Here is an 18,205-nt window from a genome sequence, read left to right on the forward strand (position 1 = left end):
ACGCCTGTAAATTAGCGTTTCTCTGCAAAACGTGCTAAAATATCCCGTACGTTTTTGGTATTGTCCACAAAATATTTTGCTTGTGTTTTTTGGCGTCCTACCTTGACGGTAACCGATTCCTCGGGCAATTCTTGGAACATGAACTCATCTGTCCAATCATCGCCAATGGCAAAAACAAAATCGTATTCCTTTTCGGCATAAACACGCATGGAGGCCCTACCTTTATTTACGTTGCTACTCTTTATTTCCATTACTTTATTACCGTTCAGGACACTTAAATCGTCATTAGCAATAAGGCTGGTTAATACCGTGTTGAGCTCCATAGCCCTTTTTTGACCAAAATCTGGGTCGGTGTTGCGGTAATGCCATGCCAAGGAATAGTTTTTTTCTTCAATAAAACTGCCTGGGGTACGATCTACAAAAGATTCTAGAACGGGTAATATTTTGGACATCCAGTCCTTTTTAACAGCTTCTAACATTCGGAACTCTTCGCCTCCTTGGGAAATCCATACCCCATGTTCCACAATCATATTGTACTTTTTGGGAAGGAACCATTTGCTAAAGGTTTCCTTGTCCCTTCCGCTAATAAGGTACATATCTGTATTTGGCTGGGATGAAATTTCATCTAACAATTTGTACAGTGCCTCATCAGGACTCGCTTTTTGCGGGTCGTTGTGAAACCCTGCCAACGTACCATCATAATCTAAGAATACGAGTCGTTTTTTAGCCTGGATATAGTTTTTCATTACTGTATTCATTAGGTCTACGGATAGTCTACGGGACACATATACATCCTCTTTTTCCTTTTGGTTGACCAATGATGTCATGAAATCGTTCGCCCATTTTTCTACATTATAGCGTTCCAATCTTTTTTGCAAAATACCATTACGTTCCTGCTGTTCTTTTTCGGGCATATTAATGGCTTGGTAAAGCGTATCGGCAATTTGTTCAAAGTTATTGGGGTTTATGAGGAGCGACTCGTTCATTTCATTTGCAGATCCTGCCATTTCGCTTAAAATAAGCACACCTGTTTTATCGGTTCTTGTGGCTATGTATTCTTTAGCTACCAGATTCATCCCATCTCTTATGGGTGTTAGCCACGCAATATCGCAGGAGGTGTAGAGATCTATTAAATTATCAAAAGGCATGGATCTATAAAAGTACCAAATCGGCGTCCAGCTTACGGTAGATAATTCCCCGTTAATGCGGCCAACGAGTTCGTCCACCTCTTTTTTTAACAATTGATATTGGGGCACGTTGGAGCGGGAGGGAACCGCCAAGATAATTAGGCGAACCTTCTCTTTGTATTGAGGATATTTATTCAAGAAATACTCATAGGCATTTAAGCGTTTTGCAATACCCTTTGTGTAATCTAAACGGTCAATGGACAAAAAGAATTTGGCATCTGGAGCCGATTTTTTATGAGTGTCCAATCGTTTTTGTAATTCGGATTTTTCACTCTCGCTACGCTGGGAATGTTCCTTGGCGGCAGCATTGAATTTTTTATAATCGATTCCCATTGGAAAGGAATCTACCTTGATGACCCTATCCTCTAAATAAATATCATTGAAACTAACCTCCAAGCCCAAAAGCCTGCGTACGGAGCTTAAAAAATGTCGTTCGTAGTCGTAGGTGTGAAACCCAATGAGATCGGAGCCAAGCAATCCTTGTAAGATTTCTTTACGCCAAGGTAGGGTCCTAAAGATCTCGTAAGAGGGGAAAGGAATATGCAAAAAGAAACCTATAGAAATGTTAGGACGCTGTTCCCGTACCATTTGCGGAACCAGCATTAATTGGTAATCATGTACCCATATAGTATCGTTCTCGTCCGCTTTTGCTAAAATAGCGTCTGCAAATTTTTGGTTTACCTTTTTATAGGTTTCCCAATTGGAAAGTTCAAATTCCGAATACTCCAAAAAGTAATGGAACAAAGGCCACACGGTTCTGTTGCTGAATCCAAAGTAAAATCCATCTACATCTTGTTGGGTCAACTTTACTTTAGATGAACCGTGTTCTGCTAATGCCTTATCAATTTTCGGTGCAAGTTCCTCTGGAATTTCTTCATCTGTTAGGCCACTCCATCCAATCCAAAGACTATCTCCACCAGAATGTACAGATTTCATTCCCGTTGCCAATCCGCCCACACTCGGTATCGCAGTAATGTCTCCATTGCTAATTTGTAATTGTACAGGCAGTCTATTTGAGATTATGATAGTTTTGGACATAAATAGCCGATTTTGTTTTGTTTTGAACTTAATTTCTCTCAATTTCGGCAAAAACATGGGTAATACCAATTGAAAGTTCATTTGAATCAAAATTTTTATCGAAACTGCAATGTGAAGGGCGTTTATTAAAGGCAGCCTAGAATATGAGTGAATAGGTTATTGATAATGAAATGGTAGTCCCAGAAATGAAATAGAAACACATACATGGATAATTTAGATTATGGAATTATAGGGAATTGTAGAAGCGCAGCCTTGGTATCTAAAACAGGGGCTATTGATTGGTGCTGTTTGCCAGAGTTCGACTCTTCTTCGGTTTTTGCAAAATTATTGGATGACGAAATTGGGGGAAGCTTTGAAATTCATGTGGATGATTCCTACTCCATAAAGCAACGTTATAAAAAGCATACCGCTATTTTAATCACACGATTTACGAACGGTAACGATATTTTTGAAATCCGTGACTTTATGCCTAGATACCGCAAGGAAGATGGGTATAATTCGCCGCCGGAGTTAATTCGATTTTTTAAGCACATAGCTGGAAAGCCTGTATTCAAGGTTAATTACAATCCAAAATTGGAATATGCCTTGGGTAAAACGGAGACGTTTGTAAAAAAGAACTTTATCGTAAGTCTTACCCACGGCGAGAAGTTTGACACCTGTTTTTTATACACCTCCTTTAACAAAAACGCAGTGTTGGAAGGAAGGGAAATAATATTGGAAGACGACGGTTATTTTTTAATGGGCTATAACGAAAAACTGTTTCAGCCATCTGTTCGAAAAATATATACAGAACTGGAACGTACGAAGGTCTATTGGCTGAATTGGAGCGATAAAACGCCAAATTACAAAAAGTACAATACTCAAATCAGCCGCAGTGCTATTACCCTTAAGTTATTAAGTTATGATAAAACCGGTGCGGTACTGGCAGCGGCTACTACATCGTTGCCCGAGACTATTGGCGAAGTACGAAACTGGGATTATCGCTTTTGTTGGATACGGGATGCCTCTATGGCCATTAAGGTGATAGGCGATTTGGGCCATAGGAATGTGGCGAAGCGCTACTTGCAGTTCATTGTGGACCTCATTCCGGATAAGGATGAAAAACTGCAGATCATGTACGGTATCAACAAAGAAAAAAAGTTGACCGAAATTACTTTGGAACACTTAGCGGGCTATAAAGGTTCGGCGCCTGTTCGTGTCGGAAATGCTGCTTACAAGCAAAAGCAGAACGATATTTATGGTATTTTAATGGATGTTATTTATCAGCAGTTATCCAAGTACAGTAATGATACCGAAAATGGGGAGGAACTTTGGGGCATTACCAAAGGAATTGTTTGGATTGTTTCCAACCATTGGAAAGAGGCCGATAAGGGTATCTGGGAATTTAGGGCAGAAGATCGGCATTTTACCTTTTCCAAGGTGCTTTGTTGGGTGGCTATAGACAGAGCAATTAAAGTGGCACGGATTTTTAAAAAGACAGCCAAAATTCAAAAATGGACGGCTTTGGAGCAGGAAATAAAAAATGACATCCATGAACATGCTTGGAATGCCGACGTGAGGGCTTTTACACAATCCTATGGTAGTTCGGATATGGATGCTTCTGTTCTATTAATGGAATCCTACGGATTTATCCATGCTAAGGACCCAAAATTTGTAAGTACCGTCAAAGCAATAGAGAAGGAACTAAGCAACGATGGTTTGCTGTATCGCTATAAAAACGAAGATGATTTTGGATTACCATCATCTTCGTTTACAATATGTACGTTTTGGTTTATCAACAGCCTCTTTAAAATTGGGGAAGAAGAAAAAGCCATGAAGCAATTTGATAAATTATTATCTTATAGTAATCATTTAGGTCTCTTTAGTGAAGATATTGATTTTAAGACAAAAAGGTTGCTAGGTAACTTTCCTCAAGCGTACTCCCATTTAGCTTTGATAGAGTGTGCAGTTCTCTTTTCAAATAAGGTAAGTGAGGAACAGGTTTTAGAGTCTATTAGCTAGTATTACGACAAAAAATAATGATAATTTTTCTGTCATTCTAAGCGCAGCCGAAGATTTATAGGTTGATTCATTCAAAGGCATTTCGACTACTCTTGATATGACACCTATTTAATTTTCAAAACTAGCTTAGTTATATCCTAACAGCTAGTGTACAAATTTTATCTAGCAAGTTTTTAAAATGGATTTTGGTTGTGAACGGGTTCATAACAGTAATCCTTAAATAGTGAATCCCTTTTAATTTTGTTTGTACAATATAGAATTCGCCATCTTCTAACAAGGCTTGCCGTATGGCTTCATTCTGATTGTTTTGGGCCTTGATGGATTTACTGTTGTCCATATATTTAAAACAAACAATGTTAGACATTGGTGCTACGGCCAATTCAAATAGGGAGTGTTCCTTAATGATTTCTGCAAACTGGGAACCCATGTCAAAAAGGTGGGTTACATAAGCATCAAAAACGTTTTCGCCATAGAGTTTGAGCATGGTAAACCAATGAATGCTCATCATAGTCTTGGTGCACTCAAAAGTCTTTTTGCCGGAGTTGCACCAATCTTCTAATTCGGATTCCGTTAAAAGGTAGTCTGCTTTTTGACTGAAGGTTACATTTGTATGAGCACTTTTATTGTACAATAATGCGGTAGTAATAGTGGGCATCATCATCATCTTATGACCGTCTATCACCACAGAATCAGCTTGGTCAATTCCTTTTAAAAGCGTTTTATATTTAGGGGAAAAAATGGCAGCTCCGCCATGCGCACCATCCACGTGAAACCAGATACCCTTTTCCTTAGCAAATCTTGCTATTTGTTCAAGGTCATCAAATGCTCCGGTCGCAGTACAGGGAGCACTACCGATAATGGCAAAAATATGAATGCCGGCTTCTTGGGCTTCTTCATACTTTTTCTTTAAAAGTGCTGTATCCATTCTAAAATCTGAGGTAACTGGGATTTTAATAATACCCTGTTCACCTAATCCCATAATCTTAGCGGCACGATCTACGCAGTAGTGTGCTTCTTCGCTTACCAATATGCCCAGTTGTTGTCGCGTTCCCTTGTTCCAGACATCATCTTCCACTTTTACCTTTCGTGCCGTGAGCAATGCAGTTAGGTTGGCCAAAGTGCCTCCTGAAGTTATAAACCCGCCAGAAGTAGTATCAAAGCCAATTTTTTTACACAGTATGTCGGTCACCACACGTTCTATTGCAGATGGGGACATACCCATTTCATATACTGCCATTCCGTTGTTAAGTAACCCACTTATCATTGCCGTGAGTGCGGTGATGGGTGCAGTTGGACTTACTTGGTGGCCTATATAGTGCGGATGGTGAATATAAGTGGTTCGTTTAGTGATTTCATGGAATAATTGATTCTTATCTCCATTTTGAAGGAATGTTTTCCAAAATTCCAGTTCCTTTTCAGGTTCGTTCCAATGTATGGCGTTTTCGGATTTCTGTTGTAGCTTATCCTCTAAATGATCTGCGAGCTGATCAATTAATTCGTGACCTTTTTTGCGGAAAGCTCCTGTATCGTAGACCTGTTGTAGAAGGGATGCATTCATTTGCTAAAATTAGACGCTTATCGGAATATGTGCAAATAAAAAACCGTCCGCCAATTTGGCGGACGGTTTAGCTTTTGCTTGAAAACAAAAGTACATTGAGTTAGTCAAATGTATAGCCGTTATCTGCCGCTACTTTTTCTGCAATTTGCGTACGTAAAGCAATGACATTAGGATTGTTTGTATACTTGGTAAAACGTTTTAGGCCCATTAGCATCATGCGCTGCTCATCTCCTTCAGCAAAAGAAACTATAGCTTCTTTTCCTTTTTGTATTACGATTTCTGTAGCTCGGTATAAATAAAGTTTAGACATGGCAATTTGGGTGGCTTGTGCTTCTTCTCCAAATCGTTTTGCGTTTTTTTCTGTTCTTAAAATTGCAGATTCCGCTAAGTACGCTTGAATCAGAATATCGGATGCGGCCATCATTAATTGTTGGTGCTCCTCCAATTGAGGACCAAATTTTTGTACTGCACTACCGGCGACCATTAAGAAAACCTTCTTTAATCTTTTGATTAAGTCTTTTTCTTCTGCAAAAAGTTCGGAGAAGTCAGGCGTGTCAAAAGAAGGAATTCCCATTAATTCTTCTCCTACCGCTGTCGCAGGTCCTAAAAGGTCTACATGGCCTTTCATTGCTTTTTTGACCAACATCCCCACCGCCAACATACGGTTAATTTCGTTGGTTCCTTCGTAAATACGGGCAATTCTAGCATCTCTCCATGCAGATTCCATTGGTGTATCTGCGCTAAAGCCCATACCTCCAAATATTTGAACCCCTTCATCCGTGGTTTGCTGTACGTGTTCTGAAACCGCAACTTTTAGGATAGAACACTCGATAGCATATTCCTCCACACCCTTTAATTCTGCTTCTTGGTGGGTGTTACCATCTGCCAAACGCATGGCAATACGATCTTCAATATTCTTAGCTGCACGATAAGAAGCTGCCTCGTCAACATAAACGTTGGTAGCCATATCTGCAATCTTTGCCTTAATGGCACCAAAATTCATAATGGCTGTCTTAAATTGTATACGCTCATTGGCATATTTTGTAGCCTCGTTAACGATCCGTCTTTGTGCGTCCAAACATGCGGCAGCCAGTTTTATACGACCCACGTTTAACGCGTTCATGGCGATTTTAAAACCACTTCCACGCTGCGAAAGCATATTTTCTACAGGCACTTTAGTATCACTAAAGAAAACCTGACGCGTAGAGGAGGAGTGTATTCCCAATTTCTTTTCCTCATCGCCCAATGAAATACCATTGCTTGGGTCGTTTTCTACAATAAACCCTGTAATGTTCTTATCATCTTCAATACGTGCAAAAACTATGAATACACTACAAAATCCTGCATTGGAAATCCACATTTTTTGTCCGGAGATATGGTAGTGTTTCCCATCATCGGATAATACCGCTTTTGTTTTACCTGAATTTGCATCAGAACCAGCTCCTGGTTCTGTTAAGCAATACGCTCCAAACCATTCGCCAGAGGCTAATTTAGGAACATACTTTTGTTTTTGTTCTTCGGTTCCGTATAAGGTGATTGGCATTGTACCAATACCAGTATGTGCTCCAAAAGCAGTGCTGAAAGATCCAGTAGCTCCAGAGATATAATCACATACTAACATAGTAGATACGAAACCCATACCCATACCACCATAAGATTCTGGTACGGCTACACTTAATAATCCTAGTTCACCCGCTTTACGCATGGTCTCTTCAGTATACGCATAGTCTTTTTGTTCAAAGCGTTCCCAATGTGCCCATAGTTCTCTATCTACGAATTCTTTCGTGCTATCACGCATCATTTTTTGCTCTTCACTTAAATCTTCTAAAGTGAAAACATCTTCGCAATTTGTTTCTTTTACTAAGAATTGCCCTCCGCGTAGTATTTCTTTGTTTGCTGTTTCTGTACTCATGTTAAATAGTATTAAGTAAAAAGTATCAAGTAATATGCGACTTGCTAAATAGCTTGGTACTTATGTTTTAGTTATTAGTTTAAAAATTCAAATATTCCGGCAGCACCTTGTCCGGTTCCCACGCACATGGTTACCATACCATACTGGCCTTGCATATTTCTTTTGCGCATCTCATCGAATAGTTGAACCGATAATTTGGCTCCTGTACAGCCCAGTGGATGACCTAGGGCAATTGCACCTCCATTGACGTTTAAGATATCTGGATTTAAATTCAGCTCTCTTATCACGGCCAATGATTGCGAAGCAAACGCTTCATTCAATTCAATTAAATTGATATCATTTTGTTTTAAACCAGCTTGTTTCAAAGCCTTAGGGATGGCAGCAACTGGTCCAATCCCCATTATTCTTGGAGGAACACCAGCAGCAGCATAATTAACTAATCTAGCAATAGGTTCAAGATTAAGCTCTTTGACCATATCTTCGCTCATGATCAAAACAAAAGCTGCACCATCGCTCATTTGTGATGAGTTACCGGCAGTAACACTTCCACCAGCCGCAAAAACAGGTCTCAACTTGTTCAGCACCTCTACCGAAGTTCCCTTTCTAGGACCTTCATCCTTGGTTACCGTATATTTTTTTATAGCCTTTTTCCCATCAGATCCCACAAAGGTCTCTTCCACTTCTATAGGAACAATTTGGTCTTGGAATCTATCCTCGGCTTGTGCCCGTAGTGCTTTCATATGCGAGTTGTAGGCAAATTCATCTTGGTCCTCACGAGATACCTTGAATTCATTGGCAACAGCTTCGGCTGTGTTTCCCATTCCCCAATAATAATCCTCATGGCCAGCTTTAACTACATCATAGTTTAATTCTGTTTTGTAACCGGTCATAGGTACAGCACTCATGCTTTCTGCGCCACCTGCGATGATACAGTCTGCCATGCCCGATTGAATTTTAGCCGTAGCTATACCAATAGTTTCAATTCCTGAGGAGCAAAAACGGTTGACTGTTACTCCGGGAACGTCTACTATATCCAATCCCATTAAAGAGATAAGACGTGCCATATTCAAACCCTGTGAACCTTCTGGCATTGCATTACCTACAATGACATCATCAATTCGTTTTTTATCAAAATCAGGCAGTTCCTTCATCATGTAGTCGATGGTTTCCGCTGCTAATTCATCCGTTCTTTTAAAACGGAATACTCCTTTGGGAGCTTTTCCGACTGCAGTTCTGTATGCTTTAACTATATATGCTGTTTTCATGTTTTATTATACTTTTAGCTATCGGCTTTTGGCTTTTAGCAAATTTATCTACATTGTTTAATAGGCTACTAACGCTCTTAATTTCTCAACGGTTTTCCAGTTTTCAGCATATGCTGAATTCTTTCCAAAGTCTTTCTTTCTGTGCAAAGTGAAAGAAATGCTTCTCGTTCAATATCCAACAGGTATTGCTCAGAAACTAGTGTTGGTTCAGATAAATCGCCACCCGCCATTACGTAGGCTAACTTATTTGCAATCTTTTTATCGTGCTCACTGATGTAGTGACTCGCTTCCATAGAATCTGTTCCTACTAAGAACATACCTAGCGCCTGCTTACCTAGAACTTTTACGTCATTTCTAGCAGGTGGTTGTGTGTAGCCGGCTTCTGCCATCAATTTTGCATGTGCCTTCGCTGTTGCAATTTGACGGTCTTTATTCACCACGACAATATCTTTTCCTTTTTGAAGTATTCCCATATCAAAAGCTTCATAAGCAGATGTGGATACTTTTGCCATTCCTATAGTAAGGAAATACTCTTGTAAAATATTTAACTCTACATCTCCTTTTCTAAAGGTATCCGAAGCTCTAAGTGCTAGTTCCTTGGAACCACCACCGCCTGGGATAACACCAACGCCAAATTCTACAAGTCCCATATAAGTTTCTGCCGCGGCAACCACTTTATCAGCGTGTAATGATAACTCACAACCACCACCTAAGGCCATTCCATGCGGGGCAGCTACGGTTGGGATAGATGAATAACGCATGCGCATCATGGTATCTTGGAACATCTTTATGGCCATATTTAGCTCATCATATTCCTGCTCCACTGCCATCATAAAGATCATACCAATGTTGGCACCTACAGAGAAATTTGCTGCTTGATTACCAACAACCAATGCTTGATACTCTTTTTCTGCTAGGTCAATAGCCTTGTTTAATCCCGCTAAAACATCACCGCCAATGGTATTCATTTTGGATTGGAACTCCACATTTAAAATTCCATCACCTAAATATTCAACAACAACTCCGGAGTTTTTAAATACTTCCTTGGATTTTCTAATGTTGTCCAGAATGATAAATGCATCCTGTCCTGGTATTTTAACCATTTTCTTAGATGGGATATCATAGAAATATGTGGCCCCATCTTTTACCGTATAAAAGGAGGTTATATCCGCTGCCTTCATTTCCGAAACCCATTTTGCTGCTTCTTGGCCTTCGGCACCAATAAATTCCAAACCTTTATCAAGACCAACAGCATCCCATATTTGGAATGGTCCATGCTCCCATCCGAAACCAGCCTTCATCGCATCATCGATCTTATATAATTCATCGGTTATTTCTGGAATACGGTGCGATACATAAGCGAATAATTCTCCGAAACTCTTTCTGTAAAACTCACCCGCCTTGTCTTTTCCGCCAACTAAAACTGAAAAGCGATCCACAACTTTATCCACTGTTTTGGTCAGTTCCAAAGTAGCAAACTTGGCACTTTTCTTAGACCTGTAGTCCATGGTATCCAAATCCAGGGTTAGAATTTCGGTGTTACCCTTGGCATCTTTAGATTTTTTATAAAAACCTTGACCGGTCTTGCTTCCCAACCATTTGTTTTCCATCATGGTGGAAATAAAGTCGGGCAGTGCAAATAATGCGTGTCTTTCGTCTTCTTTACAATTATCGGCAATACCGTTGGCTACATGCACCAAGGTATCTAAACCAACAACATCTACAGTTCTGAACGTGGCCGATTTTGGTCTACCGATTACCGGCCCCGTTAATTTATCTACTTCTTCAACGGTCATTCCCATTTCCTTAACGGCATGGAACAAGCTTTGGATACTGAAAATACCAATACGGTTTCCTATAAAGGCAGGTGTATCTTTAGCGACTACCGATGTCTTTCCTAAAAACTGTTCTCCGTAACCATTTAAGAAATCCAATACTTCTGGAGATGTTTTTGGCCCGGGTATGATTTCAAATAATTTTAAATATCTAGCAGGGTTAAAAAAGTGCGTTCCACAAAAGTGTTTTTGGAAATCATCACTTCTGCCTTCGCTCATGAATTTGATTGGAATACCTGAGGTATTTGATGTGATTAAGGTACCGGGGGTTCTGTGCTTTTCAAGATTTTCGAAGACCATTTTTTTGATATCCAAACGCTCAACGACTACTTCAATAATCCAATCTACTTGACTGACTTTTGCGATATCGTCTTCAAGATTACCCGTGGTAATTCTACTGGCAAATTTTTGATGGTAAATAGGAGAGGGCTTTGATTTCAAAGCGGCAATCAACGAATCATTGACCATCCTATTTCTAACCACCTTGTCTTCCAAAGTAAGTCCTTTAGCCTTTTCTTTGTCGTTTAATTCTCTGGGCACGATGTCCAATAATAAGACTTCAACCCCAATATTGGCAAAGTGGCAAGCGATTCCGCTTCCCATGATTCCAGAGCCAATTACTGCTACCTTTTTAATGTGCTTGTTCATGTACTATCCCCTGATATTAATGATTTGTTATATTCTTTATATATATCTTCTTATCTGCAATAAGCTTATTTATGGTTTCCGTAACCTCAAAAAAATGCTGTAGCTTTTCATTGTCCACTTCTTGTTTTACCACTTCATTAAAACGCATGACTACATCCTTGGAATCCTTTCTTTTTTCCAGTCCAAAATCTGTTAGGTGGATAAGGACACCACGACCGTCGGCAGGATTGGGCTTGCGCTCAATAAGTCCTTTTTCCTCCATACTCTTTAAAATTCTGGAAAGGCTAGTGGCTTCCATTCCCATAATAGGCCCCAAAGCTGTTGATGGCGTTCCGGTTTTTGGGTCTATACTTAATAAGGTAAAGCCTACCGCCATAGTGGTATCAAATTGTTTGGCCTCCTCGTTATACATTCTGGCAACTGCTTGCCAAGTTGCGCGAAGTGCGTAATCAATTGTAATTTCCTTCATTTAATTATTCGTTCGACATCAAATATAGGAAAATTTATTATGCATGCATAATAAATTTGTTGAAATGTATGGCTAAAATCCTGTTTAGTAGTAGTTAAGATTTTTAGTGCTTCCTTTTCTTTAGTTCGCTGCTGATTAGGGCCGAAAAAAGAATAGGAACAAATATGATAGGAAGTAGTATTGAAGGGGCTAGAGCTGTAAATACGGCATTTTCTGTACCATCGGATATTTGAAATAGCGCTACGCCTAAAAGGGCAAACATGGCGAGCAGGACTAGTATGGCTGCTGCAAAGCATATTTTATTCCAAGTCTTTAGCTGTGCCGATGTTTTGTTTTTTAGAAAGTTCATTCTTCACCAATAAGTTAGTACTACCCTTTTTTTTTATGTTCCTAACTCATATTATCTGATAATATGGAAGGTATAATGGCCACAGCGCCAAATACAGTTGGCACCAAATAAATTACCGTGGTATTACCGTATACCTTTTAAATGCCATAGTAGAGGAATCATTAATTTGAGATTAATGCCGGATGCTAATGACCATAAATAGAATTGTATAAGCTCTCATATTTACCTTTTACAATTTTGCGTCTTAATTTCATTGTAGGGGTTAGGTGGCCTTCATCAATAGTCCAAACATCTGGAGTTAAACGAAAAGCCTTAACCTTTTCCCATTTTGCAAAATCTGTATTTGCAGCATCTACTTCTTCTTGAAAACGTGCTAGAACTTTTTCATTCAGGATAATATCGGAATTTTCGCTTAAAGTAATATTATGCTTTTCTGCCCATTGATATAAAAATTCGAAATTTGGTTGTATTAACGCAGCTGGCATTTTTTCTCCCTCTCCTACGACCATAATCTGTTCTATGAATCGCGATTGCTTAAAGCGGTTCTCCAATAATTGGGGTGCCACATATTTGCCACCGGATGTTTTGAACATTTCTTTCTTTCGGTCGGTTATCTTTAAAAATCCATCAGAATCTATTTCACCTATATCACCCGTATGAAAATAACCATCTTTCAATACTTCTGCTGTTTTTTCAGCGTCCTTATAATAGCCCATCATGACATTGGGACCTTTACATAGTATTTCACCATCACTGGCAATTTTTACTTCTACGTCATTAATTACACGACCCACACATCCAATACGCCATCCACCGCCATCAACTTGGTTAACCGAAATAACAGGGGAAGTTTCGGTTAAACCATACCCTTCCATAACCGGGATATCGGCCGCTCCAAAGATACGGCCCAATCTAGACTGCAAGGCTGCACTACCGGAAACCATGGTATCTAAATTTCCGCCTAGACCTTCCTTCCACTTGCTAAAAATTAGCTTGCGTGCCAGGCCTAATTTTTGTTCATACCACCATCCGTTTTGTCCGTAAGGTTCAAACTTTAGGCCCAGTTCCACTGCCCAGAAAAAGAGACTTTTCTTTATACCCGTCAAAGCCGACCCTTTAGCAATTATAGAATCATATACTTTCTCCAACAGTCGCGGAACAACGGTCATTACATTGGGTTTCACTTCCTTTAGATTGTCACTTATTTTATCCAATCCTTCTGCAAAATGGATATTGATACCACAATATTGATATAAATAAAGAATCATACGTTCAAAAATGTGGCATACCGGAAGAAAGCTTAAGGCACTAGCTCCAGGTTCAAAAGGCACACGAGCCTTACTTGCAATTACATTGGATACAATGTTATTATGCGAAAGCATTACTCCTTTTGGTCGCCCGGTTGTTCCAGAGGTATAAATGAGGGTGGCTAAATCCCCTGGTTTTACAGCTTCCATTCTCGCTTCTACTTCTTGCTGGTTACTTTCATCAGCCCCTTTTTTTAAAACGCTCGTCCAACTTTCGCAATTATCTAAATCGTCAAAAGAGAAAATCTCTTTTATATTTTTAAGCCTTTCACCTATAGATAGTACTTTATCCAGTACCTCTTTACAAGAAACAAAGCAGTAGGTAGCTTCGGAGTGATTCAAAACATACTCATAATCCTCCTCCGAGATAGTAGGATAAATAGGTACGTTCTGTGCACCTACCTGCAAAATTCCGATATCGCAAATATTCCATTCCGTTCTATTTGTCATGGAAATGATAGCAATTTTGTCATTTTGTTTAACCCCTAATCGTAGAAGTCCGCGGCTAAGCGCATTTGCTTTATCAATATATTCCCGCGTAGACGTGGCTATCCATTTACCATCCTTTTTGCTCACCAGAGCTTTGTCCAAATTGTAGTTTTCCAATTGGTAATAGGGAAAATCGAAAAGGCGGGTCACTTTTTGCATGTCATGTTTCTTTTAGGTCATTGCAAAATAGCGAAAGAACCCCAATATTTAAAATGGTATTCCTAATTTGACGTGTATTATTTTTAAAAATTCTAATTGATGTTATAAATTTCATTAATGGAAATCTTTACCTGTATATAAATTGGGGAGAAAGTAGTTTTATGCTATTGGTATTCTCAACAGCGTCATATAGCTAAGAATCAACGTTTAGCTTAAGGTATTTTCTATTTTCACACCATAAATTTTAAATTGTTTATAATGAAAAAGTTTCTTCTTCTTTTCTCCTTTTTATGTCTTGCTAGCTCATGTATCAAAAAAGAATCTAAGATACCGGTATACGCATGGACTGGCGGTCCCGGTAATGCAACCGATGTAGAGTTGTCCGAACGGTTTCAAGATTATAAGGAGAAAGGTATAGATGGACTTATGTATAATGGCGGACATGATCCGGACACTTACAAAAGGGTAGGTGCTCTAGTTAAAAAAGCTGGAATGGAGTTTCATGCTTGGATTCCGACTATGGTTCAGGGAAAGAATCCAAAGATTTCGGAAGATTTATATGCTCAAAACCGGAAGGGAGAATCGGCATTGGAAAAACCGGCCTATGTACCTTATTATACCTTTTTGTGTCCGAGTAAAGAAGGAACTTACAACTTTCTGTCCAATCTATATGGTTCTGTTGCTACTGTTCCTGAAATAGACGGGATTCACTTGGATTATATCCGCTTTCCAGATGTGATTTTGGCAGAAGGATTGTGGGATAAGTATGGATTGGTTATGGACAAGGAGTATGCGGAGTATGATTACTGTTATTGTGATACTTGCACGGGAAACTTCATGAACAAGACAGGCATAGATATTAAAGCTGCCGGAGATGAGGCGCAAAACGTTGAAGAATGGAAACAATTTCGTTATGATTTGATCACCGATATGGTAGGGCGCTTGGCCAAAGTAGTGCATGAAAAGGATAAAGAAATAAATGCTGCTGTTTTCCCCGGACCAACTATTGCAAAAAAATTGGTACGACAAGAGTGGAACAAATGGGAATTGGATGCAGTGTATCCTATGAATTATAACGACTTTTATTTAAAAGGCCCTGAATGGGTGGGGGAGGTTGTTAAAGAGGAGGTGGCGGCCGTAAATGGTGTGAAGCCTGTTTATAGTGGATTATTTATTTGTCCTAATCCGGAGAATAAAACCAATGAAAACGATCCTGAAAACCATGGTCTTTTACCTTCGGAAATAGGAACGGCCATTCGCGTTTCCATGGAGAATGGTGCAACTGGTATTTGCCTTTTTACACCAGAACGGATGAAGCCAGAGCATTGGGAGGAATTTGAAAAAGCAATTTATGCTGAATATAAATAGTCCAGTTGTGAATATGTTAAATTTTAATTTACATTAAAAGTTGCGGTTTGGTAAATAGGAGTGCCCAAAGAGGAAATACCTTCCAATACAACTTGGTATGCTCCCGAAATATCTCCCGCATAGAAAAAGATGTTACTTTTCCCCTCTGGATTCAATTTTAAATAAGGCTCCCAATGTAGGGTTGTCCGTATGTCCAGGTCTTTGCCTACTTCTTGGTTTAAATTGTACTTTGGCGTATAGAATTTCCGAGCAGGGTAAAATCCAGGATGTTCAAAATTGAGCGATCCGCCCGCAGTATTGTTTGTACGAGATGATTCTGTACCGTTCTTGGAATAAACGGCAATAACACCGTTAGCGGCTCTAGAACCATAAATTGCTGCTCTGGGTCCTTTTAGTATATCAATGAAATCTACTTCCGAAGGCAACATTTGATTTAGAATATCGCTCCCTACTGGTGAGCCATTCAATAGAATCAGTGCAGCATTTGCATTCTGTGTTAGATTAGAAGCGGATCTTAAATACACGGTATCATCTCTAATGCTAAGTCCGGGTACCCTGCCCCTTAATGCGTCTAGAAGATTTGTAAAACCCATCTCTTTGAAGTCTTCAAAATCTACAGTTTGTGAAGGTGTTTTGTATAGGGATATCTTTCTTTTAACTTCATATTTATTTACCTTATTTTCCTTTTTACTAGCTATAAAAGCCTCATCCAGTTGTATGGTTTTATCACTATATAAAAATGATAAAGTTGTCTCTTGCGCTTGGTCATATGCTCCTGTAAATCGAGCCATGCTTTCTTTCCTGTTATTTAGGAAACCATTATCAGCGGAATTAAGATCAAAGGGATTGATGTAAGGTAAACTTACCGAATCTAATTTGATTTTATAAATAAGGGTAGGGTTTCTTTTCTTTTTAGGGTAATATACATTTGCACTTAACAAAACGTTAGTGGTATCCGTAAAGTCTAGGTTCATGAAACTAAATGTACCATCATCTTCTGTATTTACCTTATCCTGTAACATCTCTGTTGCGCTATTGGAAGTCAACGAAACGGATCCGGTTAGCGGTTCCTTTGTGTTGCTTGCATTGACTACTTTTCCAGAAATCATGATGCCTTTTTCAGGAAGAAAGTAGTTGGATGATGCCACCAATTCTTCTTCTAAAATATATTGCCGCCATCCCTGGGTACGCATTAAAATATCTAAATGTTGCTGTCGATTTGGGGCCTTCGAATAAAAGTAATAGCCCGGTTGCTCTATTTTCCCTTTTAGAGTGGAGTTGAGCAGTAGGTATGTTTTTATATCGGTCACATTGTTCGTTACCGCATTTACAGCTACATTGGAGACGGATAAAGAAATGTCCGGGGTAATTTTGGTAAGGTCCAAAGAGTCCAAGGCAATTTCCATGACCACCGGTGCTCTTTTGTCATAGACGTCTCTATCACAGGTAATTTTTACGATAGGCATGCCAGTTTCCTTTTCGTGAAATAGGAGTCGTTCTGCAATGGGTTTATTGTTTTGGTTTACCAAGGTGAGTTGTAAAATACCTTCATCCAAAATATTTTTTACCACTTTAACTATGGTCGAATTTTCCTGCTTATTGGTATTCACGGTCAGATTAAACCGCAACGCACCTCCCTGTTTACCAATTAGGAGATAGTCTTTGATTTTGTGGTCTTCTGTCGCTTTTAATTCTATTTTGTAGAAATCCTCTTGATTGGAAACGGTCATAAGCACTCCACTGGGAAGTGGTTTGGGCATTTCAAATCGTTGTTCTTTATCGCTTTGCGCTAGTATCGCATGGTATTTTCTATTCACCTTTGGAATAAAATGGAACAGGCCCATGCCCAAATGGCTGGTAGTGAAACGTGTGACCTCATTTCCGAGATCATCTACCAAGCTCCCGTTAACTTCAATGCTTTCACCGTTTTTACCAAGGGCTTTAAAGGCGATCGGATTTAAAAATCCGTTTATGATGTACCCACCTTCGGGAAAAAATTGAATATCTAAGTTTGTATATGGGTTGTCTGGGTCCTCATCGCTTTCTATTGCCGGGGAATTCGCGGTATTTACTAAAATTTCTTCGGTGAAGAACGTGCTGGTTCCAAAATTACGCATGTAATTCGTGTACGCCCTAATAGTGTAGGTACCCCTAGTGGATTTTACCGGAATCTTAAAATCACCGGCCGAGGAGCCCTTTTTCGTTTTAAGTGTCCTTTGCGCTATCACTTTGGTGTTTGGGTCTATGAGCTCCACATATACAATTTCGCTAAGGGTGTTAGGGGTATGGTCTCTAGCATCCATAAGATAGGCTTTAAACCAAATATCCTCTCCGGCGGTATAAAAACTCCTGTCTAAATGAAGGTATACTTTTTCAAGAGGAAGTTCCTTTTCCGATGCCGGATAGTCCTCTTGGGCAAATGTGTTTTCGAAAGGACAGAACAGAAAAAATAAACCAATAACTGTAATAAACCGATGCACAACGGATGCACATAGAAATTTCTGAACAGGATTTTTCATACTTCCTAAAAATAGGTAAGAAAAGTATGGTAAAATTATCCAAAAGTTAACATTAACAAAAATTTATGGAAGATGCATTAACCTATAAATCAAGGAAAAGC

The 18,205-nt window shown here is 39.3% G+C and carries 11 protein-coding genes; 2 read left to right on the forward strand and 9 right to left on the reverse strand.

The annotated features are described in order from the left end of the window. Window positions 1–11: 11 nt before the first annotated feature. Window positions 12–2,225: a bifunctional alpha,alpha-trehalose-phosphate synthase (UDP-forming)/trehalose-phosphatase gene (locus MS6x_RS18300; protein ID WP_482604126.1), complete on the reverse strand. Its 2,214-nt coding sequence runs from the start codon at window positions 2,223–2,225 to the stop codon at window positions 12–14. Between the two features lie 204 nt (window positions 2,226–2,429). Here MS6x_RS18300 and MS6x_RS18305 point away from each other — a divergent pair, with 204 nt between their 5' ends. Further along, window positions 2,430–4,226 carry a glycoside hydrolase family 15 protein gene (locus MS6x_RS18305; RefSeq protein ID WP_482604127.1) on the forward strand — a complete coding sequence of 599 codons (1,797 nt, stop codon included), beginning with the start codon at window positions 2,430–2,432 and terminating at the stop codon, window positions 4,224–4,226. Between the two features lie 130 nt (window positions 4,227–4,356). On the opposite strand, the gene MS6x_RS18310 is transcribed toward MS6x_RS18305, so the two are convergent. From MS6x_RS18310 to MS6x_RS18340, 7 genes are all read right to left on the reverse strand, one after another. Beyond that, complete coding sequence (locus tag MS6x_RS18310) at window positions 4,357–5,784, reverse strand: pyridoxal phosphate-dependent decarboxylase family protein (RefSeq protein WP_482604129.1); 1,428 nt, start codon at window positions 5,782–5,784, stop codon at window positions 4,357–4,359. A gap of 100 nt (window positions 5,785–5,884) precedes the next feature. After that, entirely contained in the window at window positions 5,885–7,696 is a 1,812-nt protein-coding gene (locus MS6x_RS18315; RefSeq protein WP_482604131.1) for an acyl-CoA dehydrogenase family protein, read from the reverse strand. Window positions 7,697–7,770: 74 nt separating this feature from the next. Beyond that, window positions 7,771–8,961, reverse strand: a complete 1,191-nt coding sequence (locus MS6x_RS18320; protein ID WP_482604133.1) for an acetyl-CoA C-acyltransferase — start codon at window positions 8,959–8,961, stop codon at window positions 7,771–7,773. A gap of 77 nt (window positions 8,962–9,038) precedes the next feature. Then, on the reverse strand, window positions 9,039–11,444 hold the full coding sequence (locus tag MS6x_RS18325; RefSeq protein WP_482604135.1) for a 3-hydroxyacyl-CoA dehydrogenase/enoyl-CoA hydratase family protein: 2,406 nt from the start codon (window positions 11,442–11,444) through the stop codon (window positions 9,039–9,041). A 16-nt stretch (window positions 11,445–11,460) separates the two neighbouring features. After that, window positions 11,461–11,913, reverse strand: coding sequence for a MarR family winged helix-turn-helix transcriptional regulator (locus MS6x_RS18330; RefSeq protein WP_482604136.1), 453 nt, complete (start codon window positions 11,911–11,913; stop codon window positions 11,461–11,463). Window positions 11,914–12,016: 103 nt separating this feature from the next. Continuing rightward, on the reverse strand, window positions 12,017–12,262 hold the full coding sequence (locus MS6x_RS18335; RefSeq protein WP_482604137.1) for a hypothetical protein: 246 nt from the start codon (window positions 12,260–12,262) through the stop codon (window positions 12,017–12,019). 185 nt (window positions 12,263–12,447) lie between these two features. Then, window positions 12,448–14,217, reverse strand: coding sequence for an AMP-dependent synthetase/ligase (locus tag MS6x_RS18340; RefSeq protein WP_482604138.1), 1,770 nt, complete (start codon window positions 14,215–14,217; stop codon window positions 12,448–12,450). 258 nt (window positions 14,218–14,475) lie between these two features. Between MS6x_RS18340 and MS6x_RS18345 the strand changes: the two genes are divergently transcribed. After that, the gene (locus tag MS6x_RS18345) at window positions 14,476–15,585 is read left to right on the forward strand and encodes a glycoside hydrolase family protein (RefSeq protein WP_482604140.1); all 1,110 of its coding nucleotides are present in this window, start codon (window positions 14,476–14,478) and stop codon (window positions 15,583–15,585) included. 23 nt (window positions 15,586–15,608) lie between these two features. Here the strand turns inward: MS6x_RS18345 and MS6x_RS18350 are convergent, their stop codons facing one another. Continuing rightward, the gene (locus MS6x_RS18350; RefSeq protein ID WP_482604141.1) at window positions 15,609–18,104 is read right to left on the reverse strand and encodes a TonB-dependent receptor plug domain-containing protein; all 2,496 of its coding nucleotides are present in this window, start codon (window positions 18,102–18,104) and stop codon (window positions 15,609–15,611) included. Window positions 18,105–18,205: the final 101 nt, after the last annotated feature.

This window comes from Maribacter sp. MS6 (assembly GCF_056839185.1).